The sequence below is a fragment of the Gemmatimonas aurantiaca T-27 genome, assembly GCF_000010305.1.
In the GTDB taxonomy this organism is placed as follows: domain Bacteria; phylum Gemmatimonadota; class Gemmatimonadetes; order Gemmatimonadales; family Gemmatimonadaceae; genus Gemmatimonas; species Gemmatimonas aurantiaca.
Map to the genome: position 1 here is coordinate 750,383 of NC_012489.1, position 24,166 is coordinate 774,548.

Here is a 24,166-nt window from a genome sequence, read left to right on the forward strand (position 1 = left end):
CGGGTGTTATTTCGCGGTCAACCGCGAGAGCGCACCACGCACCAGACTGCTGACATCCTTTGGCGCGCCACTTTCCACCACGGCACGCACGGCCCGGTCGGCTTCGGTCTGATTGTAACCCAACGCAATGAGTGCCCGAACGGCGTCGTCACCAAGCGGTGATGGCGCCGTTCCCGTTGCCGGGGCCGGGCCGACCGCATCGATCTTGTCGGCAAGATCGAGAATGATCTGTTCGGCCTTCTTGCGCCCCACGCGTGGCACGCGCATGAGCGTGAGCACGTCTTTTTCGTGCAACGCCCGCACCACGCGATCGGGTGTGAGGGCCGACAGGATGCCCAAGGCGAGGGCCGGCCCCACACCCTTGGCATGCAGCAGTTTCTGGAAGACCGCGCGCTCATAGGCGTGCGCGAACCCGTAGAGATGCCACGCGTCTTCGCGCACCACGAGATGTGTGTGCAGCGTGACCGTCTGGCCTTCCGAGGGCAGTGACTCGAAAACCGACAGGGGGATCAGGCACTCGTATGCCACACCACTGGCCGTCATGATCTCCACGCGATCGAGCTCGCGATGCATGATGGTACCGCGGACCTGCGAGATCATCGACGGAAGGCCTTCGAAGAAATGATGGACGGAGAGGTGGGCGCGAGCGCAGCGCCCGATGCGACAAACTTCATGCAGGCACAGAGTGCTGCCGCGACACCGTCGGCGGCGTCCGCCGGTTCCGGTGCGTGCTTGAGATGCAGCAGACGGGCCACCATGTACTGTACCTGCTCCTTGGTGGCGCCGCCGCGGCCGGTGATGGCCTTTTTGATCTCCGTCGGCGCGTACTCATGGATGGTCAGTTCCGCCTGCTGACCGGCCAACAGGATCACGCCACGGGCATGACCCAGCACCAGCGTGGTGCGCACATTGCGCGCGAAGAACACGTCTTCGATGCTGAGCGTATCGGGCCGATGGCGTGCGATGAGCTCGCGTACGCCTTCGTGGATGTCGAGCAGCCGACTGGGGAGAGGATCCTTCGCATTCGTGCGGATCACGCCGCACTCGACGAGGGTGGTGGCACGACCATCACTGGCCACCACCCCATATCCGGTCACCGCCGTGCCGGGATCGATCCCGAGCACGAGCGACGGTTGTTTCACGCGTCGGCCATCGTGTCGTCGTCCATCTCGAAATTGGCATCGACCTTCTGCACATCGTCGAGCTCTTCGAGGGCTTCGAGCAACTTGAGCAACTGCGTGGCGTTTTCGCCTTCCACCTTCACCGTGTTCTTGGGCACCCAGGCGAGTTCGGCGTTCTCCACCTTGTACTTGCGGCCTTCGAGGCCTTCCTTGGTGGCATGCAGCGCGCCCGGATCGGTGGAGATGACGAACGACTCGCCGTCATTCACCACATCGTCGGCGCCGGCCTCGAGCGCGGCTTCCATGAGCGCCTCTTCGGCGACACCTTCTGCCGCGACCGACATTTGCCCCTTTCGGTCGAACATGAAGGCCACCGAATTGATCGTGCCCATGTTGCCATGGTTGCGCGACAGCTTGTGGCGTACGTCCGCGACGGTACGTGTGGGATTGTCCGTCACTGCCGCGATCATGATGGCCACTCCACCCGGGCCATACGCCTCGTACAGCACTTCGACGTAATCCACGCCTTCGAGCTCGCCGGTGCCCTTCTTGATGGCGCGGTCGATGTTGTCCTTCGGCATCGACACCGCCTTGGCATTGTCGATGGCCGTACGCAGGCGCGGATTACCGCCTGCATCGCCGCCACCGAGCTTCGCGGCCATCGTGATTTCGCGAATCAGCCGTGTAAACAGTGCGCCGCGCTTGTTGTCCGTCGCGGCCTTCGCACGCTTGATCGTTTTCCATTTGCTGTGACCAGCCATCGTCCTGTCTCGCTACCGGGAAAGTCGTTGCACGTATCGATCCCGGAAATATGCCGATCGCCCCGCATTCGGTGAACCCGCGTGATGGGTTCTCGCCCACCGGACACGCGCGCGCCGGGGCCTAGGCTTCGAGGACGTCCTCGAAGCGGCCATATCGGCTGTCGAAGTACAGATCGACATAGCCGCGTGGTCCGTCCCGATGCTTGAGCACCAGCAGTTCGGTGGCTCCCGCCACACCCAGATCCGCTTCGTACAGTTCTTCCCGGTACAGGCCAAACACCAGGTCGGCGTGTGTGCCCACGGCACCGCCGAGTCCGAAATCGGTCAGGCGCGGACGACGATCGTGTCGCTGGCGATCGAGCGCCGGCAGGTGCGTGGCGAGCAGTACCACCACCTGCTGTCGCAACGCCAACCGCTTGAGCGACAGCACCGCATGGGCCAGCGCGTCGTCGGGAGCGGCGGGATGATCCAGCAACCCTTCCAGCGAATCCACGACGACCAGTGGTGCCTCTGGGGAGGCTTCCAGCGCACGCGCCACCGCCGGCACGCCGCCCTCCAGCAGTGTCTCCACCACGGGGGCACGATCCCGCAGGGTGAGGGCCGCGGTGGCGAGACGGGTGCGCTCGTCCGACGACACCACCCCGAGACGCAGGGCCTCGAGGGACACGCGCGCCGACATGGCCAGGGCCCGTTCGTAAGCGCGCTCGGGTGTCATCTCGCTGGTCAGCAGCAGGGCCCGGTGATCCGAACGGAGGGCGATGGCCATGGCCAATGCGGAACATCCGACGCTGTCGTCACCGCCCAGCACCACCAGATCACCGCGACGAAAGCCGTCGCCGATGGCGCGATCGAGCGAGGGAAACCCCGTGGCCACGATTCCCGGATCGATCTCACCGACGGTCACCGCGATGTCGAGACTGTCGTCACTCGCCGCCGCCATCCGATCGAGGCGGGCGACGATCCGGGTGAGGGGCGAGATGTCGCTCTCGTGACTCACCGGCTCAGGCCCCGGCCAGTTGGCGAGCCAGGCGCTCGAGCTCCTGAATGGACGGACCGTCGAGGTGATTCCCTGTGGCCGCTACCAGGCTGCGTAGGGCGCCCGCCATCTGCAGCGCCGTCCCGGTGGTGGTTTCCACGCAGCGCACAAACGGCGAGCGCGTGGCCGGCGGGAGTGCCAGCGATGCCAGCCACACCTTGGCGGCCGCCGCACGCGACGCCCGTTCTGCCGTGGGCAGCAGTTCGTCCGAGGCCAACCCCTGCGCCAACCGGGCCGTGGTCAGGGCTGCCAGCGCTACCTCACGACCACCACCGAGCGGGAGACGGCCGGCCAGTCCGGCGAGGGCCGGGAACGGGAAACGCAGGGTTTCGAGAGCGTACGGAAGGGGCTCGATATGCACGGGCGGAACATAACCTCTGCAAGTGCCTGCTCGCTGGACCACCGTTCGGCGCATCGGGTATCTTGTCCGGATGGCGCAGCCGGCAAAGACGATTCTGTGGGTGGACGACGAAGCGGAGCTCCTCGAGCCGCACCGGCTGCTCCTCGAGGACAAGGGCTATCGGGTGGAGACGGCAACCAATGCCGACGATGCCCTGGAGCTGTTGCGCCGCCATACGTACGACCTGGTGCTGCTCGACGAGCAGATGCCGGGCACGCGTGGCCTCGATGCGTACCGCGACATCCGGGAGATCTCGCCCACGCTGCCCGTGGTGATGGTCACCAAGAGCGAAGAGGATACCACGCTCAAGGAGGCCATCGGCGCCAATATCCGCGACTACCTCGTCAAGCCGGTGACGCCGCGGCAGGTGCTCACGGTCATCACCCGCATCCTCGACGGCCCCCTGATTCGCTCGCAGGCATTGGCCCGGGCTTTTGTGGAGCGGTTCCGCGCCATCGAATCGGAACGCTACGCGGGCCTCGATTGGCGCGGCTGGATCGAGCGATTCTCGGAATTGATGCAGTGGGACGTGGACCTGGCCGACGCGGGCGAACTCGGATTGCATGAGTCGCTGCGTGGGCTCTATCCCGACATGCATCGTGAGTTCGCGAATTTCATTCGCACCGAATATCCGCGTTGGCTACGAGAGCTCGACGGGGATCGCCCGCCGCTTTCGGTGGACGTGGTCACCGAGTTCCTGCTGCCGCTGCTGGCGCGCGATCGCAAGGCGATCTTCATCGTCATCGATTGCCTGCGTCTCGATCAGTGGCGTGCGCTCGAACCCTCGCTGAACGGTCTGTTCGACGTCGAGACCACGCACTACTACTCGATCCTGCCCACCGCCACGCCGTACGCCCGCAATGCCCTGTTCAGTGGGCTGTTTCCCGGCGAGATCGCGGCGCGATTCCCGGACTGGTGGGGTGAGCGCGATGACGAGGCGTTGAACGCGCACGAGAAAGAACTGCTGGTGGCACATCTGGCCGAGCTGAACGTCACGGCGAACGTGCGCTACCAGAAGCTGACCACGGCGGCCGACTCGGACGATCTCGAACGGCACCTGCCCGCGGCCATCGCCGGTGACGGGGTGCATGCGTTTGTCTTCAACTTCGTCGACATGCTCACGCATGGTCGCTCGGAGTCGATGATCTTGTACGAAGTGGCGCGTGACGAGATTGCCCTGCGGGCCCTCACGCGGCAGTGGTTCGAGCGTTCGGCCCTGTTTTCGCTGCTCAAGGAAGCTTCGCGGCGCAATGTGTCGGTGGTGGTCACCAGCGATCATGGGGCGTTGCACTGCAACTCCCCGGCCACGGTGTTCGCCAAGCGCGATGCCACGGCGAACCTGCGGTACAAGTTCGGTGAGGACATCCGCGCCGAACGACCCGAGCAGGCCCTGTTGTTCAGCAACCCCGACGACCTGCGGCTGCCGCATCGTGGACCGGGCAACAACACGCTGATGGCGGCCGGGGACACATTCTTCGTGTATCCCACGAAACTGCGCGAATACCAGAGTCGGTACCGGGGATCATTCCTCCACGGCGGTGTGTCGCCCGAGGAGTGCATCCTGCCCGTGTCGTTGTTGACACCGAAGCGGTAGTGGCCGTGCTCTCTCACCGGTATTGGTCATGAGCGCCGCAGTTGCCGCCACTGGCGCCTTCCGTACTCCTGCGTCCCGCCTCTGGCGCCGTCTCTGGCGGTTCGTCGGTCCGCACAAGGGCAAGTTGGTCGCTGTCGTGTTGCTGAACGCCGCCGCCGCCGTGGCCGACGTGTTTTCGTTCACGCTGCTCGTGCCGTTCTTCAACGCGTTCTTCAAGACCGACCAGTTGTTGCCCAGCACGGGCACCATCGGCCAGCTACTGGAGCGCACGATTGGTTTCCTGCTCGATGAGCAGGACCGGATGGGATCGCTGCAGAACGTGATGCTGATCGTGATCGCCGCGGTCACGCTCAAGAACACACTCATCTGGCTCAGTGGGCAGGTGGGTGTGCAGTTGCAGGAGTACGTGGTCCGTGACCTACGCAGCAGTTTGTATGCCCATCTGCTGCGGTTGCCGTTGCCGTGGTTCACGCGCAACAAGGTCGGACAGGTCATCTCGCGTGTCCTCAGTGACACGACCAACGCCAAGACGGTCGTCACCGAGCTGGTCACCCGATCCATGTGGAGTGGAGCCCAGGTCGTGGCCACGCTGGTGGCCATGTTCACCACGTCGTGGCGTCTTTCGCTCGCGGCACTGGTCATTGCCCCACTGACCATCGGCGCCATTCAGCCGGTGCTACGCAAGCTGCGCCGTGGCTATCGCCGCCTGGGCAATGAGCAGGGCGAGATGACCAGTCTCGTGCAGGAAGTGGTGAGCGGTGTGCGGCTGGTGAAGTCGTATCGTGCCGAGGGGCGCGAAGAGCATCGCTTCGTGACGCAGAATCAGGCCTACGCGAAGGGCTTCGTGCGGGTTGGACGGTTGGCCCTGCTGTCGGGGCCCGTCACCGAAACGCTGGGTACCTTCACAGCGGTGGCGATCCTGTGGTACGGCGCGCAACTGGTGCTGGTGCAGGAGACACTCACTGGTGCGGAGCTGCTGGTGTTTCTCGTGCAGGTGATGCGTCTCCTGCAGCCGCTCAAGCAACTCTCGCAGGTCCCGGCAGCGGCTCAACAGTCACTCGCCAGCGCCGAGCGCATCTTCGAGATACTCGATGCGCCCACGGAAACCGCCAACGATCGTGGCACGCGCACCACGGCCACGTTTGCCAATCACCTCGTATTCGAGGACGTCGGCTTTCAGTATGACGCCCACGCCGTCGCTCTGCGCGGGGTGACATTCACGGCGCGGAAGGGCGAGGTGGTCGCACTGGTCGGCGCGAGCGGTGCCGGCAAGAGCACCCTGGTCGATCTCGTGCCGCGGTTCCTCGATCCGACGGCCGGTCGCATTCTGCTCGATGGCGTGGATCTGCGGGAAATCCGTCTCGAGGCGTTGCGTGGGCTCATCGGCATTGTCAGCCAGGACACCGTGCTGTTCAACGACACGGTGCGAGCGAACGTGGCCTTCGGTCGACCGGATGCCACGCAGGCACAACTGGATGCGGCGGCGCGTGCCGCCAATGCCCTCGGCTTCATCGAGGCCTTGCCGCAGGGCTGGGACACCAATCTCGGCGAACGCGGCACCCGACTGTCCGGCGGCCAGCGTCAGCGTCTGGCCATTGCGCGCGCGCTGGTGTCCGATCCACCGATTCTGATCCTCGACGAGGCCACGTCGGCACTCGACGTGGAAAGCGAACGTCTCGTGCAGGAGGCCATCGACAACCTGCTGGTGGGCCGCACGGTGTTTGTCATCGCCCATCGCTTGGCCACGATCCAGCACGCCGATCGCATTCTCGTCCTGGACGGCGGTGCCCTCATCGAAGAAGGCTCACACGCCGAGTTGCTGACGCGCGATGGCGCGTATGCTCGGCTGCATGCGTTACAGTTCGATCGGCGTGCCGTGATCCTCGACGACGAATCCGATATGCCGGCAAACGAGACGGCGGCGGTACCCACGTCCGGGGACGAGTAAGCGGCCATGCGCGTGCTCGTGCTGACGACGGCACCGCGCTACACACCCGATGTGCAGCTATTGCTGCATCTCGCGGCCGCATTGAGCGCACGTGGTGATGTAGTGGCACTGGCCTGCGTGCAGGGCAGTGCCGTGGGCCGTGAGGTTTCCGTCGAGTGGCCGCGTCTTACACTCCGGACGTTCGGCTCCATCGGATCGACTCGACACACATCGGCTGTGCGAGAGGTGGTTGGCGCTCTGCGACCCGATGTGATGCTGGTGCGATCGGAGGCCGATGCCCGGCTCGCGTCCGCCGCGATGGGATCACGCGGTGGTGTGGTGCGCCTGGTGGCCCTCGACGAGCGCGGTCAGGCCGACACCGACGAGGCGAACGGAGGCTGGTCGTTTGGGCGAAGCCGCGCCCGCATTGTGGAGTGGGGGCGTCGCGCACCGGCACTGAGTTGGCCCGGGGCTGCTCCCGCCGACGAGATTCGCGAGTCGGGCGTGAGTTCCGAGTTGCTCGTACTCCCACCGTTTGCGACACCCGGTGAGGACTCCACGGAGCCCCCGCCCTATGACGTGCATACGGCCACCGCGTTGCGGGCGGCGGCCCACCTGCGTACGCGTCATCCTGCGCTGAAAGTGACCTTGCTGGGCGATGTGGCGGTGATGCAGGGGGCTCGGGTACATGCCGCGTCGTTGAACCTCACATCCGCTTTGTCGATCCGCCCGCTGCAGTCGTTGCTGTCATTGGCCGAGCGGGGCGCGACCGCACTGTGGGTGGCCGACCAGGGGGATCTTGGTGCGATCTGCACTCTGGCCGCGATGCGACAGGGGTTGCCCGTGGTGATGACGCACGATGCCGCGGCGTCTGTGCTGGTGGCGCCGGCCATCACCGGTGTGCTCGATGAGGTGCCGTACAGCGCGACGGCACCCGCACTGGCCGTTTCGATCGTGATGGAGTTGGCCCGCCTGCTGGGGGACCGCACCAAGCGTCGTGCCATGGATGAAGCGGCGCGCAGCAAGGCCGATCGTGAACATGGATGGAACGCCTTCGTGGACGATGCCGCCACGCAGCTTGCCAGGGCGGCGGGGCCGTCAGCGCGCACGTCCGCGGGCGCATCAACGCGGACCTCATCATGAGTGCCGCGGACCGATTGCGTCGTGATGGCCGAAGTTGGATCGGGGCCACCGTGGTGGTGTTGCTGGTGCTGCTGGCGGTGGCGGCTCCGCTCGTGACGCTGCACGATCCGTCACGCATCGACTTGCGGCACACGCTCGAGGCCCCATCGGGTACGCACTGGCTGGGTACCGACGCACAGGGACGCGATGTGTGGGCCCGCTTGATCTTCGGTGCCCGTGTCTCACTGCTGGTGGGCATTGCCTCGCAGGGGATCGCGCTCGGAATTGGCGTACTGCTGGGCCTCGTCGCCGGGTATCGCGGGCGATGGACAGACGAAGTGATCATGCGGCTCGCCGATGTCACATTGGCCTTCCCGAGTCTGTTGTTGCTCATCGCGATGGCGGCGGCGTTCGAGCCATCGCTCACGGTGGTGTGCGTCGTCATCGGTGTGGTGGGCTGGGCGGCGATGGCGCGCCTGGTGCGTGGTCAGGTGCTGGTGGTGCGAGAACTCGAGTATGTGCAGGCGATGCGAGCGCTGGGCGCGCGCGATGGTCGCATTGTGGCGCGACATATTCTGCCGAATGTGGTGGCACCGGTGATCATCGCCGGCACATTGGGTATCGCCGGTGCGATCATGGCCGAGGCGGCATTGTCGTTTCTGGGTTTGGGCGTGCAACCCCCCACCCCGAGTTGGGGGGCGATGATTGCCGACGGACGGGATCTCTCGCAGTTGCGGAACGCACCCTGGACGTCACTCGCGCCCGGTCTGGCCATTGGTGTGGCCGTACTGGGCTTCAACCTGCTCGGCGATGCCTTGCGCGACGCACTCGATCCACGCGCCGAACGACGCAGTTGACACCTTGGCGGGCCTCTCGGCCTGTTTGAACTCTCCACACTGGCGAACCTATGTCGTCGATCCTTGATGTCGCTGCACTGCGCGCGCAGGAATACCCGTGGATGGCGACGGATCCGGCCATCTACCTCAATGCCGCATCGGTCGGGCCGCTACCGCAGCGCACGGTGGAAGTCACGGCGGAATGGGCCACGATGCGGTCGCGTCCTCATCAGTTGCCATTTCCGCTGATGCAGGAGGCTGCCGCTACGGCGCGCGCGCAGTTTGCGGCGCTGGTGGGTGCCGACGCGGATGAAATCGCGCTGATGCCGAACACCACATATGGGCTCAATCTCGCGGCCCGGGCGCTTCCTTTGCGTCCCGGTGTGATTCTCACGTTCGATGGAGAGTTTCCGAGCTGCGTGTACCCGTTCCAGGCGCTGGGCTCTCGGGGGATCACGCTCGACCTCATCCCGAAGCGCGACGGCATTCCGGATGAAGATGCGCTGCTCGAAGCCATCGGCAATCGCTCCGATGTGGTCGCCGTGGTGGTTTCATGGGTGCAGTTCGCGAACGGCTTCGTGGCCGACCTCGCACGGATCGGCAACGCCTGTCGCGCACGTGGCATCTTTTTCATTGTCGACGGCATCCAGGGCTGCGGGGTGCGCCCCATCGACCTGCATGCGTTACCGGTGGACATCTTTGCGAGCGGGGCGCAGAAGTGGCAGCTCAGCCCATGGGGCACCGGTTTTGTCTATGTGCGCCGCGAACTCGTGACGGCGCTCGAGCCGCATGATGTGGGCTGGGCGTGCATGAAGGCGTCCGTCGACTACACGCGCCTCACCGACTACGAATTCGACTTTTTCGACGACGCCCGTCGCTTCGAAGTGGTGACACTCGCCTATCAGGACTTTGCGGCGGCCAACGCGTCGACGGCTCTGCTGCTGGAGCTGGGCGTGGATCGCATTGCCGCCCATCTGGAGCGTCTGGGCGATCGTGTCGTGCAATGGGCCACCAGTCGTCGCGATGTGCGTCTGGTCACGCCAGCCGCCCCGGCACGTCGGGCTGGCGTTCTGTCATTTGCACCGGAGCGGCTCGACGAGATGGCCACCGCGCTCAAGAACGCGCAGGTGATTCATGTGGTGCGCGAGGGGGCTATCCGGTTGTCGCCGCATAGCTACAACACCATCGACGAGATCGATCGGGTGCTGGCGTTGCTCGACCAAACTCGCTGATCTGGAGAAAAAACAGCGGGGGGAACACTGATCACACAAATAAGAGATCAGTGTTCCCCCCGCTGTTGCAGTTACGGAACCTGAATCAGTCCGAACTCGCGCTGTCCCTTTCGCACCAGCAGATGGCGGTCGCGTAGCAGGCGGTCTTCGCCCACCACGCGATCGGCGGCGCCGAGCTTGACGCCATTCACGCTCACACCACCCTGCTCGAGTAGCCGCTTGGCGGCACCACGCGACGCTGCAATGCCCAGCAGCGTGAGGCACTGATATACATCGATGCCTTCCGCCGGAGCGCCTTCGGCCGGCGGTTCGTACTCGGCGAACGGGATCTCGGCGCGCAGAGCCTTCAGCGCCTCACCGGACAGTGCTTGCGGATCGGCCTTTTCGAACAGCAGGGCCGACACTTCCTGTGCCACTCGCGCGGCTTCGGCGCTGTGCACACGGCTGGTGACTTCCACGGCAAGCGCGCGCTGCGCGGCGCGCTTCTCGGGCGCGGTACGCACTTCGGCGTCGAGTGCCGTGACCTCGTCCAGCGAGAACAGCGTGTAGTAGCGCAGATAGCGTGAGGCGTCCCGGTCGTCCGCGCCCATCCAGAACTGGTAGAACTGGTACGGCGAGGTGCGCTCCGGGTCGAGCCACACGGAACCGCCGCCGGTGCTCTTGCCGAACTTGGAGCCGTCGGCGTTGGTGATGAGCGGGAAGGTCAGACCGTTGGAGTCGGCGCCGCCCGAGCGCCGGATCAATTCCAGGCCCGCGGTGATGTTCCCCCACTGATCGCTGCCGCCGAACTGCAGCGTCACACCCTCGGAGCGGTTCAGCTCCCAGAAATCGTGCGCCTGCAGGAGCATGTACGAGAACTCGGTGTACGAAATGCCGCCGTCGATGCGGGACTTCACCGAGTCCTTGGCCAGCATGTAGTTGACCGAAAAATGCTTGCCGGTCTCACGCAGGAAGTCCAGCACGGACAGCTTGGACAGCCAGTCGACATTGTTCACGAGCTTCGCACCACGAGGCCCGTCGAAGTCGAGGAAGCGACTGAGCTGGCCACGAATGGCCTCGGCGTTGCTGTGGATGGCGTCGAGCCCCTGCAACACCCGCTCACTGGCCCGACCGCTCGGGTCACCGATCATGCCCGTGGCGCCGCCCACCAGCGCATACGGGCGATGCCCCGCGCGCTGGAGGTGCATCAGCCCCATGATGGGGATGAGATTCCCCACATGCAGGCTGGAGGCCGTGGGATCGAAGCCGCAGTATCCGGAGACGGTGCCAGCGGCGAGTGCCGCCGGCAGGCCTTCGGTGTGTTGGCTGATCAGCTCGCGCCACGCGAGCTCGTCGAGTAGTGATGGGCGTGCAGACATGAGCGCAAGATAACCGTCCCGACGTGGCGCGTCGCGGCCCCGGTCGGTAGCCTTCAGGACTGTTATGTCACTTTCATCGATGTTGACGCGCCGCCCCTGGATCGGGTGGGTGCTGGTAATCGGGCTCTTTGGCGGAGCGATCGGGGTCGGCGTGCTGGCCGGCGCCTGGGCGGTTATTTGCCGCAGCGGTCGCTGCCCCTCCATTGCCGCGCTCGAGCAGTACGTCCCGCGCCAGACCTCCAAGGTCTACGCCGCCGACGGGCGTTTCATCACCGAACTTGGCCTCGAGCGCCGTACGTTGGTGCGCCTGCAGGACATCCCCAAGCACGTCCGGGATGCCGTGGTGATGACCGAGGACCGCCGGTTCTATCAGCACGCCGGCATCGACTACTTCCGTATCTTCGGCGCCGCGCTGCGCAACATTCGCGCCGGTGGCTACGCGCAGGGTTTTTCGACCATCACCATGCAGTTGGCCCGCAACGTGTTCTCCGACCGCATTTCGCGCGAGAAGACGCTGCTCCGGAAGGTGAAGGAAGCCCGCGTCGCCCGTGCCATCGAAATGCGCTACTCGAAGGACAAGATCCTCGAGCTGTACCTCAATCAGGTGTATCTGGGCAACGGCGCCTACGGCGTGGAGACTGCCTCGCAGCGTTACTTCGGTAAGTCGGTGCGCGATGTCACGGTTGCCGAAGCGGCGGTGTTGGCTGGTTTGCTGAAGGGGCCTGAACGCTACAACCCACGCCGGTTTGCCGATCGTGCCATCCAGCGTCGGAACACGGTGCTGGAACTGATGCGCCGCGGTGGCGCCATCAACGACGCCGACGCCTCACTGGCCAAGGCGTACCCGTTGCAGCTCGCCGAGCGCAGCGAGTCGGGAGATATCGCGCCGTACTTCGTGGAGTGGGTGCGCCAGGAACTCGAAGCGCATTTCGGCAAGCGTCTCTACGATGAAGGGCTCAAGGTCTACACGTCACTCGACGTGGACATGCAGACGGCCTCGGAGCGTGCCCTCGAGAACCAACTGCAGGCCATTGAGGCAGGTCGGCATGGCGCGTACAAGCACCTGACCTACGAAGCGTATCTCGCCCGTAGTGCCGATGGCGGCGAGCGGGGGGCAGCCAATGCGCCATACCTCCAGGGCGCGTTCGTGGCCATCGATCCGCGCAGTGGCGCCGTGCGCGCCATGGTGGGCGGACGTGACTTCGGTGACTCCAAGTTCAATCGTGCCGTGCAGGCGCTGCGGCAGCCCGGCTCCACCTTCAAGCCGGTGGTGTATGCCACGGCCATACACGAAGGATTTGGACCGTCGCAGGTCGTGGACGATTCGCCCATCTCGCTCGATCAGGTGAGCGGCGAGACGTGGACCCCGCAGAACTACGATCTCAAGTTCCAGGGCAATGTGCCGCTGCGTCGCGCCCTGTACATGTCGCGTAACGTGCCGGCCATTCGCACCGGCATGGCGGTGGGTACGGATGCGGTGATCTCGATGGCTCGGCGTTTCGGTATCAGCACACCCATCCCGCCGTATCCGTCCATCTTCATCGGCTCGGCGGACGTGTATCCGGTGCAGATGATCGGCGCCTACTCGGTGTTTGCCAATCTCGGATTGCACACCACGCCCCACGCCATCCTCAAGGTGGAGAATGCCGAAGGCAAGGTGATCTGGAAGCCCACGCCGAACCGCGAGGCGGTGCTGTCGCCGGAAGAAGCGTGGCTGATGGTGAGCATGATGAAGGACGTGGTGGTGCGTGGCACGGCGGCACGCATCTGGAGCAATGGGTTCCGTGTGCCAGCGGGCGGCAAGACCGGCACCACCAACGATGGCGCCGACGTCTGGTTCATCGGGTACACGGCCGATCTGGTGGCCGGTGTGTGGATGGGCTTCGATCGTCCGCAGAAGATCAAATCGAACGCGCAGGGTGGTGAACTGGCCGCTCCGGCATGGGCTGCATTCATGACCGAGGTGTATCGCCGCAAGCCGCAGCCGCCCGACTGGCCCCGCCCCGATGGTGTGGTCACGCGCGAGGTCGATGCGGCCACGGGTCGCCTGGCCAATAGCAGTTGCCTTGGTGCCGTGGTCACGGAGTTTTTCGTGCAGGGCTATGAGCCCACGCAAAGCTGCAGCGATGCCTCCGGCCCCACGCCGATGAGTGCCGACAGCGCGCGCATCCGCTCCATGCGAGACACGACGAATCCGTTTCGCATTCCGCCGCAGTAGCGAACGTTCGGCATGACCGTCGGCGCGCACAGGGGGCAACCCGCAGGGTCGCCCGCAGGACAGGCCACACTCTACACCGCAGATTGGGTGCTGCCGATCTCCGCGGCACCCATCCGGAACGGTGGTGTGCTGGTGGAGCAGGGCATCATTCGCTGGGTTGGCGCCGTGCGGGAGATGCCTCCCCAAATCACGGATGCGGTGCCGGTCGAGGCCCTTGGGGCGGCCGTGCTCATGCCTGGCCTGGTCAATGCGCACACCCACCTCGAGCTCACCACACTCCGTGGGTTTCTCGAAGGGTTCGATTTTCGCGATTGGCTGCGCACGCTCACGGAGGTGCGCCGCGATCTGCTGACGATGGACGATCTCGTCGACGCCTCGCGGGTGGGCATCGCCGAAGCCCTTCGGCATGGCATCACCACGATGGCCGACACCACGGACTCGGCGGCGCCGCTACAGGCCATGCACGAACTGGGCGTGCGTGGTATCGGCTACGTGGAGGTGTTTGGTCCCGATCCCGCGCAGTGTGCGACATCGATTGCGCGCCTGCAGGAACGGGTACTGACGCTGCGCGCGCAGGATACATCGCTGGTGCAGGTCGGTGTGTCACCGCATGCGCCGTACACCGTGAGCGCCGCGCTCTTTGCGGCCACGGCGACGTTGGCCCGTGAGCAGGCCTTGCCGATGGCGGTGCACATCGCGGAGAGCGCAGCAGAAACCGCGTTCGTGCGTGACGGCGCGGGGGCCTTTGCCGAGCGATTGCAGGCGCGTGGCATTGCCGTGGCACCGCAGGCGCGCTCACCCATCGCGCTGCTCGATGCCTGCGGCGTATTGGCATGCCGGCCACTGCTCATTCACGCCATTCGCGTGGACGATGAAGATCTGGCGCGTGTGGCCGACCGTGGTGCGCGCATTGTGCATTGCCCGATCTCGAACGCCAAACTCGGTCACGGAATCGCGCCGCTCGATCGCATGCTCGCGCACGGCGTGGCGGTTGGTCTGGGTTCGGACTCGGTGGCCAGCAACGATCGCATGCATCTGCTCGACGAAGCGCGCCAGGCCACGCTGTGGCACGCGGTCCGTTCCGGCGTGCCCGATTCCCTCGATGCCCACACCGCGCTGCGTCTCGCCACCCAGGGTGGTGCGGATGCGTTGGGATTGGGAGACGTGATCGGAACGCTCGACACGGGAAAGGCCGCCGATCTCGTGGCGTTTCCGCTGGATGTGGCGCTGGTGGGGCCGGTCTTTGACCCGGCCGTCACGCTGGTCCACGTATTGGCAGGGCGTGCCGAGGCGTCGTTTGTCAGTGTGGCCGGCGCGGTGCTCGTCCGTAACGGATCGGTGACAGTGGGTGCCGCCTCACTGATCGACGGCAGTATGACACGACTGGTCGCAGCGGCATCGCGCCTCGAGCAGTGGCGGCATCGCGGTCCGGCGTGATATGCTTCGTGATGCGCATCCACCGTGTCCAGCTCCTTCAGAGCCGTCGCAGGCCGCCCAGTAGTCCGCGTCGGAGTGCTTCCAGGGACACGGTCATTCTTCGGATGGCGCGTTTCTAGTCTCCACCAATTCCCCGCTGTTTGCCGGCCGGCCTCCGAGTCGACGCACCAGCGGGGATTTGTTTTTGGGGACATCAGGTCGACTGCAGCAATTCAGCGGAGGGTAGGGCGTGATCGCCGGATGTCTCGCACTGAATGCGTCGTACGAACCACTGACGATGGTCCCGCTGCGGCGGGCCCTGCGTCTCGTCATCGACGGGAAAGCGGAAATCGTCGAAGCCGAGCGTGGAGTGCCGGTGCGGTCGGAGAAGCGGGCGTTCCCGCGCCCCGCCGTGATCCGACTCACCCGCTTCGTGCATGTGCCACGTCGCTTCCGCCGTCAGGTCACCAATACGTTTCTGTTCGCGCGTGATGACTACCAGTGTCAGTACTGTGGTCGTCGCTCGAATGAACTGAAGACGCGCGAATCCCTGACGCGTGATCATCTCATTCCGATGTCGCGCGGTGGCACCAACGAATGGTCGAACGTGGTCACCGCCTGCAGCTCCTGCAACACCCGCAAGGCGAATCGCCTGCCGGCGGAAATCGGCATGGTGCCCCTGCACGTGCCGACCGAGCCGCACTTTGTGCACCTGTCGTGGGCGGTGCGACGCCTGACCCCGATCCAGGCGCAGTACATCCGCACGTTTTATGGTGAGGACACGCTGCGGGAACTGCAGAAGATCGAACACGGAACCCCGGTGCGCGCGGCGCATTGAGCGCCCGGGGCCTGGTGTGCACCTGCACCGGGCTCCCCGCATGGGTTGGTCAGAATAAGGTCGACGGACTGCGGGCTTCCAGTCTGCGCACCTCGCCGCCCAACAAACGGCTGGCGAGTGTGCGCACACCGCGTGTGAGCGCCGAGGCCGGGCTGCGCTTACCCTGCACGGCGGGGGCCGCCTCACCTCGTAGCCAGCGATCGAGTTCGTCCAGATCACTCACCTGCAGCGATTGCAACTCGGCCTGCACGAGCACGTAGCTCTTTTTGCCACGCGGCGGGGACGGCAGTGCGGGGGCAAACGCGAGTTCCATCGCTGCACGCGCGTCAGCAAAACGTGTGTAGCTCCCCAATGAGGTGATGGCGCCGGCCACACGCCGCACCACCTCATAGCTGCGATCGATGACGTCATAACGCACGATGATGTCCCACTCGGCGCGGCCATTCACATCGTCGAACCAACGACCTTCCGACCAGAGTTCCGCGCGGACGTGCAGGCGCGCGGGAAATCCACTGCGGACCATTTCGTCGAACGGCTTTTCGGCCAGCACCCCGCGCACGGCAATCACCGGCGGATAGTTCGTCGGGCTGATACGGATATCGATCTCCGGTTTCCCCTGCGCCCATGCGGCGGCACTGCTGCTCACCAGGAGCAGCAGTGCAACCACGAAGCGCAGGAGGGGGCGGATCGAGCGCACCAGAAATTCAGATCAGAAGCGACGTGACAAGCGCACGTACACGTTGGGTGACTGACCGCTCTCGGACACCGCCTGCGCGATGTACACGCCGAAACTGCCGAAGTCGAAACCACCGCCAATGTCGGTGCGCCAGCCGCTGATCGGCGGCAACTTGCTGCGGCCGAAGGTGAGGTCCGCGATGGTCGGGCTGCCGGCATCACTCACCAGCCAGCCGCGTCCCGAGTTCGCGAAGATCACCCACGTGCCATCGCCGCGCACACCGTTGAATCCCCAGCGACGATCACCGTAGTTGTCATCGCCGAACAGGTTGATGCGGAAGTCGCCCTTCCACTCGAGCTGCGCCAGCACCATGCGGTCACACTGCGCGGGCCGTCCAAGCGCGATGTAGGCGCTCTCGTCGCCCGTGGCACAGGTGCCCACATCATTGCTGCCGATCATGCGCCGGAAGTCGAAGCCCGGCAGTGCATCGATGCCACTGACGGCGAGCCGTCGTTGAATGGGCAGGGCATCGCCGTTCACCCAACCACCAGCCACGACACGCATGTTGAGCTGCGCCTGCGGTCCAAGGCGGTTGTAGCGCCGCAGGTCCACGAACGCGCGTGAGTACTCTGTTTCGACACTGCCCTGTGGTTCGGTGGGGATGCCGCGCAATCCCGCCGTCAACGGGCCGAATCGGTCGATGGTGCCGGAGCCGCGTTCCCACTCACCGCGCAGATACCATCCCGAGCGGGGATTCTCCGGGTTGGTACGTGTGTCGAGCACCGCAGACACGGTGAGCAGGTCCATCACGCCTTCATCGGCCGCCGGGTTCACCCGCCATGGTGTGTCGCCCGAGAAGATGGACCACACGTCGCGCATGCGCCGGCTGCTCCAGCGTTCGCGGCCATACGACGCGCGCAGTTCCGAACCACGCCCGGAGAACAGCGACACATATCCCTGCCCACCATGGCGTTGCCAGTAGTCACGATAGTCACGCGTGAAGAGGAACGCGTTGAGACCCACTTCGGCGTCGGTGAGCTGCCAACGCTCCATGGCTTCCACTTCATCGAACAGACGACCGCCAACGGCCACCCCGTGGCGATTGCCCTGACGCACTTCGAACAGCGCGCGGTGGCCGAGGTTTTCGCGATCCCAACGCAGGCCGTCGCCGGTCCGGAAGATCCCGAACAGCTCGGCTCTGATGCGCGTGTCCTCTGCCCGTGCCCGGAAGCGCGGCCCAATGATGATGGGCAGACCTTCCACGCGATTGTACGTGTGGGCGGTGGTCACGAACAACTGGCTTTCGGAACTGTTGGAGCGTTCATCACGCACCCACTGCGACCAGCGGCCGAAGAAATCGGTATCGGCCACCAGCGTGTCGGCACTTTCGTGGTATCGGTAGCGGGCGCTCCACACGCGGATCTCACCCGTGACGTTGGGGCGCTCCGGAGATTCGAAGGTGCCACCGAGCACGGTGAGCGACCCATCGATGCGTGAGCCGTCCACCAACAAGGCATCACCATTGAGAACCACCACGTGGCCTGTGACCACGCCGGCGAGGCGCGTATTGCCATCCAGCACCGCCAGGTCGCCACGGACCGTGTCGGTGGAGGCGAGGTTGAACTCCCCGCGCACGCGTCGGGTGGATGCGGCGTTGAAGATGCGAGTCACCTCGAGCGCCACATCGCGCGGAACGCCACCGATGCGGCGGTCGCTGGCGCGATTGTCACGACTGCCATCACGACCGCTGTCCCGTTGCGCCTCGATCCCGGACATGGGGATCAGCGCCGCCATCATCGCGGTGAACAGCAATGCGGCGCGCAGCAAGGGGGGGAGAACAGACCGCGAACGGGACATGGACATGAGTTGACCGGAGGGACGGGCGGGGGGATTCATCATGAACTCCATCTGAAGGTCGCTGCCCGAGAGAGCAAGACACGTACCATTGGCCTTTCCCCTCCCAGCAGAGTGTGGCATGCGTCCTTCAGAGAGACACGCCTGTGTCGGAGTGCAACGCACCGCGGAGCCCCGACAGTTGCACACCAGCAAATGGTTTGAAAATGACGAATCCCGGAAACGACGAACGACTACTCGGGGGCTGATGCCAACCCGAGCCGTCGCATCCGACGATACAAGTTGGGGCGGTCCGTTTGCAGTCGTCGCGCGGCTTCGGCCACATTCCCATCACTTTGCGCCAGTGCCGCCGAGATCAGCCGTCGTTCATAGGCATCGAGGGCATCACTGAGGGGCATGTGCGCTGCCGATGCTGGATCCGGCGTGTCCACCTCCGTTCCCGCCTCGGTACCCGAGGGCACGGCCGACGTGGCGCCGGGCAGCGCCGCTGTTTCGGGCAGCACCTGACGCACTTCGGTGCGGGTGACCTCGGAGCCGGCGTGCAGAATGGCCAACCGTTCCACGACGTTGGCCAGTTCGCGGATATTGCCGGGCCACCGGTAAGCGCTGAGCGCCCCGAGCGCACTTTCGTGCCACTGCACCAGCGGCCGACCGGTGCGGGTGCGATGACGTGCCGAGAAGTGACGCACCAGTGCCGGCAGGTCGCCCGGCCGGTCACGCAGCGGCGGCAAGTGAATGGGGATCACGTTCAGACGGAAGAACAGATCCTCTCGGAAGCTGCCGTCGGCCACGGCACGTGTCAGATCCTTGTTGGTGGCTGCCAGGATGCGCACATCCACCTTGATCGGCTTTCCACCACCCACACGTTCGATCTCACGCGCCTCGATCGCTCGCAGCAGCTTGGCCTGGGCTTCGGCCCCGAGATCACCGACCTCGTCGAGAAACAGGGTGCCCGTATGGGCCAGCTCGAACCGACCAATGCGGCGCTCAGTGGCCCCGGTGAACGCGCCCCGCTCGTGCCCGAACATCTCGCTCTCCACGAGATCGCGCGGAATAGCCGCACAATTGACGCGCACAAACGGCCGATCCCGACGGGCGCTCGAGACATGCAAGGCTGCCGCCGCGAGTTCCTTGCCGGTGCCGGACTCGCCGGTGATCAGCACGCGGGCATCGGTGGGGCCAACACGCGCGAGCAGCGCCCGCACGTCGCGCATCGCGGGCGAGTCGCCGATCATCTCGCCGGAGATGCCCAGATCTTCGCGCAGGGCGGCTGCGGCCCGTCGCGCCTGACGCAACTCGAACGCCGAAGCCAGTGCGAGCAGCACGCCCTCAGGCGTGAGCGGCTTTTCGAGGAATGTGAATGCCCCCAGTCGGGTGGCACGCACCGCGTCGGTGAGCGCCGCCCGCCCGCTCATCATGACCACCGGCATGTCCGGGCGTCGCTCGCGCAGCTTTTCCAGCAAGCCCAGCCCGTCCAGATCGCCCGGCATCATCAGGTCGATCAGCGCCACGTCCGGCTCCGAGGTCTCGGCAAGCGCGAGACCCGTGGAGCCGTCGGAGGCATCACGCACGTCGTAGCCTTCGGAGCTCAGCAACGCTCCGACCATACGCCGGATATTGGGTTCGTCGTCGACGATCAGGACGCTGGGCACGGCCGTGAACTAGCGCGACGCCGTGTGTGACGACACGGGCACCGGCTCACCGCGCTCCGTCAGCACCCGCGTGGTGAAACGCTGAGCCTCGGAGACTTTTTCCATCTCCACCGCCACCGTGTCGAGATTGCGTTCCATGTTCTCGAAGCGTGATTCGAACTGCTGTCGCAGTGCCGACTCCTGCGCGGCTGCACTGCCGCGACGATCGATGTACCGCGCGATGGCCCGCGCAATCGGCCAACCGATGCAGAGAAATCCCACGGCGGCGGCGAACGCCCACGAGATCTTCACCAAGCCATCGGGTACGACATCGCGAATGGGCACCGTCGTGCTGGTCTGGCCCTGCTGCACATGGATGCCGAGACCATCGACGCGCACCGTGATATCGGGGTCCGGGCCATTGGTGGGAAAGACAATGGTGCCGGGCTGCCGCTGCGCCTGGGCCTCTGCCCGTGCGGCATCCTGGGCCGCCGTGCGTGCGGCCTGCGTCGCATCGCGCGCGCCTTCCATGGCAGCACGCACGGCCTCGTTGATCTCCTTTTCGAGCTGCGCGCCATCGAGTGACCGCGCTGGCTGACCGGCCTGCTGCATCATCGTACCCGCTCCATGTCCTGGGCTGACCGCTCGGCCAGCAACTTGGCGGTGAATCGCTGTCCTTCACTGATGCGTTCGACTTCCACGGCTACGAGCTCCACCGCCTGTTCGATCGCCGCGAGGCGCTGGGCGACATCATTGGGCGTGCGCGACTGATCACCGCGGCGATCAAGCCAGCGGGCAAAAGAGCGCACCAGCGGACTGCCCAGCGTTATCGCCACGACCATGGAACAGCCGATGGCGATGACGGCAATGGCGCCATTGGGGACATCCTTGCGGGCCCGTGCTGGTGCGAACTCCGGTCGGCGGGAGGCTTCGGTGATGGCGCGGGCTGCGGCTCCACCGACTTCCTCACCATTGATGCTGATGCCCTGATCGTTGATGACGATGCGGTTCACGTTGCCTTTGCCATCGGGCACGGTGATCACCCGCTCGCCGCCTGCGCCCGGTTGCTCCGAGATCTGCGGTGCGGCGGCGTCACCGCGCTGCTGCCCTGAACCCTGTGTCATGTGCCCACTCCTATGTTCGACATCGGCGAGCGTGGTCCGCCGGATGTGTCTGTCCCAATCGGGAGTCGTACGAGCATCACCGTGCCGTGGCCGACGATACTCGATGCCACCACCGTGCCGCGGTGGGCTTCGATCGTTTGCCGCGCGATCGCCAGGCCCAGACCTGTGCCACCCGGCTTGGTGGTGACGTACGGTTCGAAGATGCGTTGCAGCACTTCCGGCGTCATGCCGGTGCCCGAATCGCCAATGCGGATCGCGACCATGGACGGCTCTCGGTACACCGCGACCTGAATGGTACCGGCGCCGGGTGTGGCATCGACCGCGTTGATGAGAATGTTGGTCACCGCCCGCACGAGCGACTCGTGGAAACCGACCACCAGCGGCAACTCCTCGCCACAGGACAGGTCGAGCGTGAGTCGCTCAGGCACCACGGCCCGTGCCACCCGGGTGACCAGCTCCGATACATCGATTTCAGCCGGTGGGCCATCGGGCAACCGACCGAACTGGGCAAAGCTGCGCGCCATGGTCTCGAGGCGTGCCGCTTCTTCGGCCAGGACATCCACGGTGTCACGCAGTTCTTCGGGAGCCTGGCGTCGCAGCCGATCCACGGCGAACCGAATGGGGGTCAGCGGGTTCTTGAGTTCGTGCGCAAAGCGGCGGGCGGACTCACGGAATGCCTCGGCGCGCTCCGCTTCCAGCGCGCGGCGTCTCCCGGTTTCCAGTTCCATGGCCATGGTGCGCATCCCCGATCTGAGTACTTCGAACTCCGGAGCGCCGCGGCGATCCGTCTGTTCCGGAATAGGCCGCCCCATGCGGACCAGCCCTGTCCAGCCGACCAGCTCATCCAGCGGACGGCTGAGCTGTCGGCTGAGATGTCCTGCCACCCGCGAGGCCCCGATGGCCACCAGCACCACCACAAACAATCCGCCCACCAGCACCAGGCGCATCGAACGCCCCGCCACAAAATCGAACCGTCGGGCCAACTGCGCCGACTCACGCAACTCGGCCTCATGCCGCTCGAGCGCCTGCCGTTGCGCCGGCGACAGCGGAGCCCGGTCGACGGCCCGGAGGGCCTCCTCGCCACTGTGCGCAATGCGTTCCCACGCTGATCGCGCCGAGAGCAGCGAGAGTGTCCGGGCGGCGAGCCCGGTCCACGCCAGCGTGACGACGACCGTGGGGATCAGCGCGAACAGCAACAACATCGCAAACAGGCGCGTACGAAAAGGAGCACGCGTACCGTCTCGGGGCGCCGCGTGACCTGGCCCCCGCACCCCCTCACGCGAGGCGAGGGGATCGAGGGCGGATTCCGCAGCAGATCCCGGACGGGATGCCGTACGCGAGGGCTCGGCGTCCGGTTTCGTGGCGGTCTGCTTCCGCATCTCGTTCATAGTCAGTAATTTACGTGGCTGTACCCGATCCCGGAGTGAGATGGCAACCTCGTGGTCCCTCGCCCCTCTCGTCGAACAGCGCGCCCAGGACACTCCTGAGCGTGTGTTGGCAACGAATGGAGCACGGACATGGACGTACCGACAGGTGGACGCTGACGCGTCCGCCCTGGCCGTGTCGTTCACGGAGTTGGGGTTGGGAGCCGGTGATCGCATCGCCGTGCATCTGCCCAACGGCATCGAGTGGATCGTGGCCACACTGGCCGCGGCCAAGCTCGGCGCGGTGGTGGTGCCGGTCAGCCCGCAGCTCAGCATTCACGACCTGCGCTATCAGCTCCGGCATGCCGAAGCGAGTGCCGTGGTCACCATCGAACGATGGAACGGCGTCGACTACCTGCAGCGCTTCGAGGAGCTGCTCGGCGACCTGCCCGACCTGCAGTACGTGGTCACGGTCGGGGAAGAGGATTTGTGGTACGACGATCGGATCTTTCAGTTCGAAGACCTGATCTCCCGTGGGGCCGGCCGACCGGTGCCGCCGCGTGCGTCCGATGAAGACACGCGGGATCTCGCGTTGATGTACACGTCGGGCACGATGGGCAAGCCCAAGGCGATGCAGCTTTCGCATCGCGCCATCGTGGAGAACGCCGTCCGTACGGCGGCCGTGCTGGTGGTCCAGCCGGACGACCGGGTGCTCACGCTGGTGTCGTTCAGTGCCATCTTCGGGTTCAGTGCGATGGTTGGCACGATGGTGAGCGGTGCGACGATCGTCTTGCAACCGTCGTTCGATGCACCGGAAGCCCTGACGCTCATGGCGACCACGCAGACCACGGTGCTGCTGGGTGTTCCGGCGCAGTACCACCTGCTCATGCGCGAAAGTGCGTTCGATCCAGCGCGGTTGCGCGCCATCCGCACCGGTCTGATGGCCGGCAGCGCAGTGGCGGAAGCGCTGGTGCGCAAAGTGCGTCGCTGGTGCGATGTGCTGGTGGCGTGGGGCCTCACGGAAACGGGTGGCGCGGTCACCGTGACCCGGCTCGATGACAGTGAGGAACGGCGGCTGCATACCGTTGGCGTCCCGATGCCTGGCATCGAGGTGATGGCGATGGACTTGTTGTCCGGACAGTTGCACGGACCCGAAGCGGTGGGCGAGCTCGCGGTGCGCGGCTCGAATATCATGGGCGGCTATCTCCGGATGCCGACCGAAACCGCCAAGGTGCTCACGCCCGACGGGTTCTTCCTCACCGGAGATCTCGGCATCATCGACGAAGACGGATGCGTGCGCATCCTGGGCCGTCGGCAGGAAACCATCTCGCGGGGCGGGTTGCAGCTCTACCCGCGCGAGATCGAGGATCGCCTTCGGGCGCATCCGGCAGTGGACGATGTCTGCGTGATCGGCGTGCCCCATGACGTCATGGGAGAGCTGGTCTGCGCGTGCATCGTTGCGGTGGAAGGGGCAGTCATCACGGGCGACGAGATCAAGCGTTTTGCCCGCGATACGATGGCTGCCGACAAAGTTCCCGATCTCGTCCGCTTCTTCGACGCGTTCCCGATGACCGGGAGCGGCAAGGTGCGTCGGCGAGAGCTCTCGCGCGCGATCGCGCTGAGTGCGAATGCCCTGAGCGCCACGGCGCTGTAGGCGA

The 24,166-nt window shown here is 65.4% G+C and carries 21 protein-coding genes; 9 read left to right on the top strand and 12 right to left on the bottom strand.

Annotated features, from left to right (window positions below):
* Window positions 1-6 precede the first annotated feature (6 nt).
* The 5 genes from ruvA to GAU_RS03245 all read right to left on the bottom strand — a co-directional run bounded on the left by ruvA (window position 7) and on the right by GAU_RS03245 (window position 3,279).
* Window positions 7-600 carry a Holliday junction branch migration protein RuvA gene (ruvA, locus tag GAU_RS03225; RefSeq protein WP_012682122.1) on the bottom strand — a complete coding sequence of 198 codons (594 nt, stop codon included), beginning with the start codon at window positions 598-600 and terminating at the stop codon, window positions 7-9.
* Window positions 597-1,142, bottom strand: a complete 546-nt coding sequence (gene ruvC / locus GAU_RS03230) for a crossover junction endodeoxyribonuclease RuvC (protein WP_012682123.1) — start codon at window positions 1,140-1,142, stop codon at window positions 597-599. Before ruvC ends, ruvA begins: the two co-directional genes overlap by 4 nt.
* The gene (locus tag GAU_RS03235; protein ID WP_012682124.1) at window positions 1,139-1,882 is read right to left on the bottom strand and encodes a YebC/PmpR family DNA-binding transcriptional regulator; all 744 of its coding nucleotides are present in this window, start codon (window positions 1,880-1,882) and stop codon (window positions 1,139-1,141) included. Before GAU_RS03235 ends, ruvC begins: the two co-directional genes overlap by 4 nt.
* A 121-nt stretch (window positions 1,883-2,003) precedes the next feature.
* On the bottom strand, window positions 2,004-2,879 hold the full coding sequence (locus tag GAU_RS03240; RefSeq protein WP_012682125.1) for a DnaB-like helicase C-terminal domain-containing protein: 876 nt from the start codon (window positions 2,877-2,879) through the stop codon (window positions 2,004-2,006).
* Between the two features lie 4 nt (window positions 2,880-2,883).
* Entirely contained in the window at window positions 2,884-3,279 is a 396-nt protein-coding gene (locus GAU_RS03245) for a hypothetical protein (RefSeq protein WP_012682126.1), read from the bottom strand.
* 70 nt (window positions 3,280-3,349) lie between these two features.
* Between GAU_RS03245 and GAU_RS03250 the strand changes: the two genes are divergently transcribed.
* The 5 genes from GAU_RS03250 to GAU_RS03270 are packed head-to-tail and all read left to right on the top strand — an operon-like array spanning window position 3,350 to window position 10,029.
* Window positions 3,350-4,912, top strand: a complete 1,563-nt coding sequence (locus GAU_RS03250; protein ID WP_012682127.1) for a response regulator — start codon at window positions 3,350-3,352, stop codon at window positions 4,910-4,912.
* Window positions 4,913-4,940: 28 nt separating this feature from the next.
* Window positions 4,941-6,860: an ABC transporter ATP-binding protein gene (locus GAU_RS03255; protein WP_012682128.1), complete on the top strand. Its 1,920-nt coding sequence runs from the start codon at window positions 4,941-4,943 to the stop codon at window positions 6,858-6,860.
* A 6-nt stretch (window positions 6,861-6,866) separates the two neighbouring features.
* Window positions 6,867-7,982, top strand: coding sequence for a glycosyltransferase (locus tag GAU_RS03260; protein WP_012682129.1), 1,116 nt, complete (start codon window positions 6,867-6,869; stop codon window positions 7,980-7,982).
* Complete coding sequence (locus tag GAU_RS03265; RefSeq protein ID WP_012682130.1) at window positions 7,979-8,818, top strand: ABC transporter permease; 840 nt, start codon at window positions 7,979-7,981, stop codon at window positions 8,816-8,818. Before GAU_RS03260 ends, GAU_RS03265 begins: the two co-directional genes overlap by 4 nt.
* 50 nt (window positions 8,819-8,868) lie before the next feature.
* Window positions 8,869-10,029, top strand: coding sequence for an aminotransferase class V-fold PLP-dependent enzyme (locus GAU_RS03270; RefSeq protein WP_012682131.1), 1,161 nt, complete (start codon window positions 8,869-8,871; stop codon window positions 10,027-10,029).
* Window positions 10,030-10,100: 71 nt separating this feature from the next.
* On the opposite strand, the gene tyrS is transcribed toward GAU_RS03270, so the two are convergent.
* Entirely contained in the window at window positions 10,101-11,387 is a 1,287-nt protein-coding gene (gene tyrS / locus GAU_RS03275) for a tyrosine--tRNA ligase (protein ID WP_012682132.1), read from the bottom strand.
* A gap of 64 nt (window positions 11,388-11,451) precedes the next feature.
* On the opposite strand from tyrS, the gene GAU_RS03280 reads away from it, so the two are divergent.
* The 3 genes from GAU_RS03280 to GAU_RS03290 all read left to right on the top strand — a co-directional run bounded on the left by GAU_RS03280 (window position 11,452) and on the right by GAU_RS03290 (window position 15,859).
* Window positions 11,452-13,605, top strand: a complete 2,154-nt coding sequence (locus GAU_RS03280; RefSeq protein WP_012682133.1) for a penicillin-binding protein 1A — start codon at window positions 11,452-11,454, stop codon at window positions 13,603-13,605.
* Between the two features lie 87 nt (window positions 13,606-13,692).
* Window positions 13,693-15,042 carry an amidohydrolase family protein gene (locus tag GAU_RS03285; RefSeq protein ID WP_231847951.1) on the top strand — a complete coding sequence of 450 codons (1,350 nt, stop codon included), beginning with the start codon at window positions 13,693-13,695 and terminating at the stop codon, window positions 15,040-15,042.
* Between the two features lie 229 nt (window positions 15,043-15,271).
* On the top strand, window positions 15,272-15,859 hold the full coding sequence (locus tag GAU_RS03290; protein WP_012682135.1) for an HNH endonuclease: 588 nt from the start codon (window positions 15,272-15,274) through the stop codon (window positions 15,857-15,859).
* Between the two features lie 49 nt (window positions 15,860-15,908).
* On the opposite strand, the gene GAU_RS03295 is transcribed toward GAU_RS03290, so the two are convergent.
* The 6 genes from GAU_RS03295 to GAU_RS20310 form a co-directional block, all read right to left on the bottom strand.
* Window positions 15,909-16,556 carry a hypothetical protein gene (locus GAU_RS03295; RefSeq protein WP_012682136.1) on the bottom strand — a complete coding sequence of 216 codons (648 nt, stop codon included), beginning with the start codon at window positions 16,554-16,556 and terminating at the stop codon, window positions 15,909-15,911.
* Between the two features lie 12 nt (window positions 16,557-16,568).
* A complete protein-coding gene (locus GAU_RS03300; protein WP_169307577.1) occupies window positions 16,569-18,398 on the bottom strand; it encodes a hypothetical protein in 1,830 nt (609 codons plus the stop codon).
* Window positions 18,399-18,622: 224 nt separating this feature from the next.
* Window positions 18,623-20,041 (bottom strand): sigma-54-dependent transcriptional regulator, encoded by a 1,419-nt coding sequence (locus tag GAU_RS03305; RefSeq protein WP_012682138.1) that lies wholly within the window; start codon window positions 20,039-20,041, stop codon window positions 18,623-18,625.
* Between the two features lie 9 nt (window positions 20,042-20,050).
* A complete protein-coding gene (locus GAU_RS03310) occupies window positions 20,051-20,635 on the bottom strand; it encodes a hypothetical protein (RefSeq protein ID WP_012682139.1) in 585 nt (194 codons plus the stop codon).
* The gene (locus GAU_RS03315; RefSeq protein ID WP_012682140.1) at window positions 20,632-21,144 is read right to left on the bottom strand and encodes a hypothetical protein; all 513 of its coding nucleotides are present in this window, start codon (window positions 21,142-21,144) and stop codon (window positions 20,632-20,634) included. Before GAU_RS03315 ends, GAU_RS03310 begins: the two co-directional genes overlap by 4 nt.
* Window positions 21,141-22,532 carry an ATP-binding protein gene (locus GAU_RS20310; protein ID WP_052574213.1) on the bottom strand — a complete coding sequence of 464 codons (1,392 nt, stop codon included), beginning with the start codon at window positions 22,530-22,532 and terminating at the stop codon, window positions 21,141-21,143. The genes GAU_RS03315 and GAU_RS20310 overlap by 4 nt, the downstream gene beginning before the upstream one ends.
* Window positions 22,533-22,572: 40 nt before the next feature.
* Here GAU_RS20310 and GAU_RS03325 point away from each other — a divergent pair, with 40 nt between their 5' ends.
* Window positions 22,573-24,162 carry a class I adenylate-forming enzyme family protein gene (locus tag GAU_RS03325; RefSeq protein ID WP_012682142.1) on the top strand — a complete coding sequence of 530 codons (1,590 nt, stop codon included), beginning with the start codon at window positions 22,573-22,575 and terminating at the stop codon, window positions 24,160-24,162.
* The last annotated feature ends 4 nt before the right edge of the window (window positions 24,163-24,166 follow it).

Excerpts from the sequence above, each read along its gene's own strand:
- ruvA (WP_012682122.1), bottom strand. The coding sequence starts at position 600 with ATGATCTCGCAGGTCCGCGGTACCATCATGCATCGCGAGCTCGATCGC.
- GAU_RS03235 (WP_012682124.1), bottom strand. The coding sequence starts at position 1,882 with ATGGCTGGTCACAGCAAATGGAAAACGATCAAGCGTGCGAAGGCCGCG.
- GAU_RS03250 (WP_012682127.1), top strand. The coding sequence starts at position 3,350 with ATGGCGCAGCCGGCAAAGACGATTCTGTGGGTGGACGACGAAGCGGAG.
- GAU_RS03255 (WP_012682128.1), top strand. The coding sequence starts at position 4,941 with ATGAGCGCCGCAGTTGCCGCCACTGGCGCCTTCCGTACTCCTGCGTCC.
- GAU_RS03260 (WP_012682129.1), top strand. The coding sequence starts at position 6,867 with ATGCGCGTGCTCGTGCTGACGACGGCACCGCGCTACACACCCGATGTG.
- GAU_RS03265 (WP_012682130.1), top strand. The coding sequence starts at position 7,979 with ATGAGTGCCGCGGACCGATTGCGTCGTGATGGCCGAAGTTGGATCGGG.
- GAU_RS03270 (WP_012682131.1), top strand. The coding sequence starts at position 8,869 with ATGTCGTCGATCCTTGATGTCGCTGCACTGCGCGCGCAGGAATACCCG.
- tyrS (WP_012682132.1), bottom strand. The coding sequence starts at position 11,387 with ATGTCTGCACGCCCATCACTACTCGACGAGCTCGCGTGGCGCGAGCTG.
- GAU_RS03280 (WP_012682133.1), top strand. The coding sequence starts at position 11,452 with ATGTCACTTTCATCGATGTTGACGCGCCGCCCCTGGATCGGGTGGGTG.
- GAU_RS03300 (WP_169307577.1), bottom strand. The coding sequence starts at position 18,398 with ATGTCCATGTCCCGTTCGCGGTCTGTTCTCCCCCCCTTGCTGCGCGCC.
- GAU_RS03310 (WP_012682139.1), bottom strand. The coding sequence starts at position 20,635 with ATGATGCAGCAGGCCGGTCAGCCAGCGCGGTCACTCGATGGCGCGCAG.
- GAU_RS03315 (WP_012682140.1), bottom strand. The coding sequence starts at position 21,144 with ATGACACAGGGTTCAGGGCAGCAGCGCGGTGACGCCGCCGCACCGCAG.
- GAU_RS20310 (WP_052574213.1), bottom strand. The coding sequence starts at position 22,532 with ATGAACGAGATGCGGAAGCAGACCGCCACGAAACCGGACGCCGAGCCC.
- GAU_RS03325 (WP_012682142.1), top strand. The coding sequence starts at position 22,573 with ATGGCAACCTCGTGGTCCCTCGCCCCTCTCGTCGAACAGCGCGCCCAG.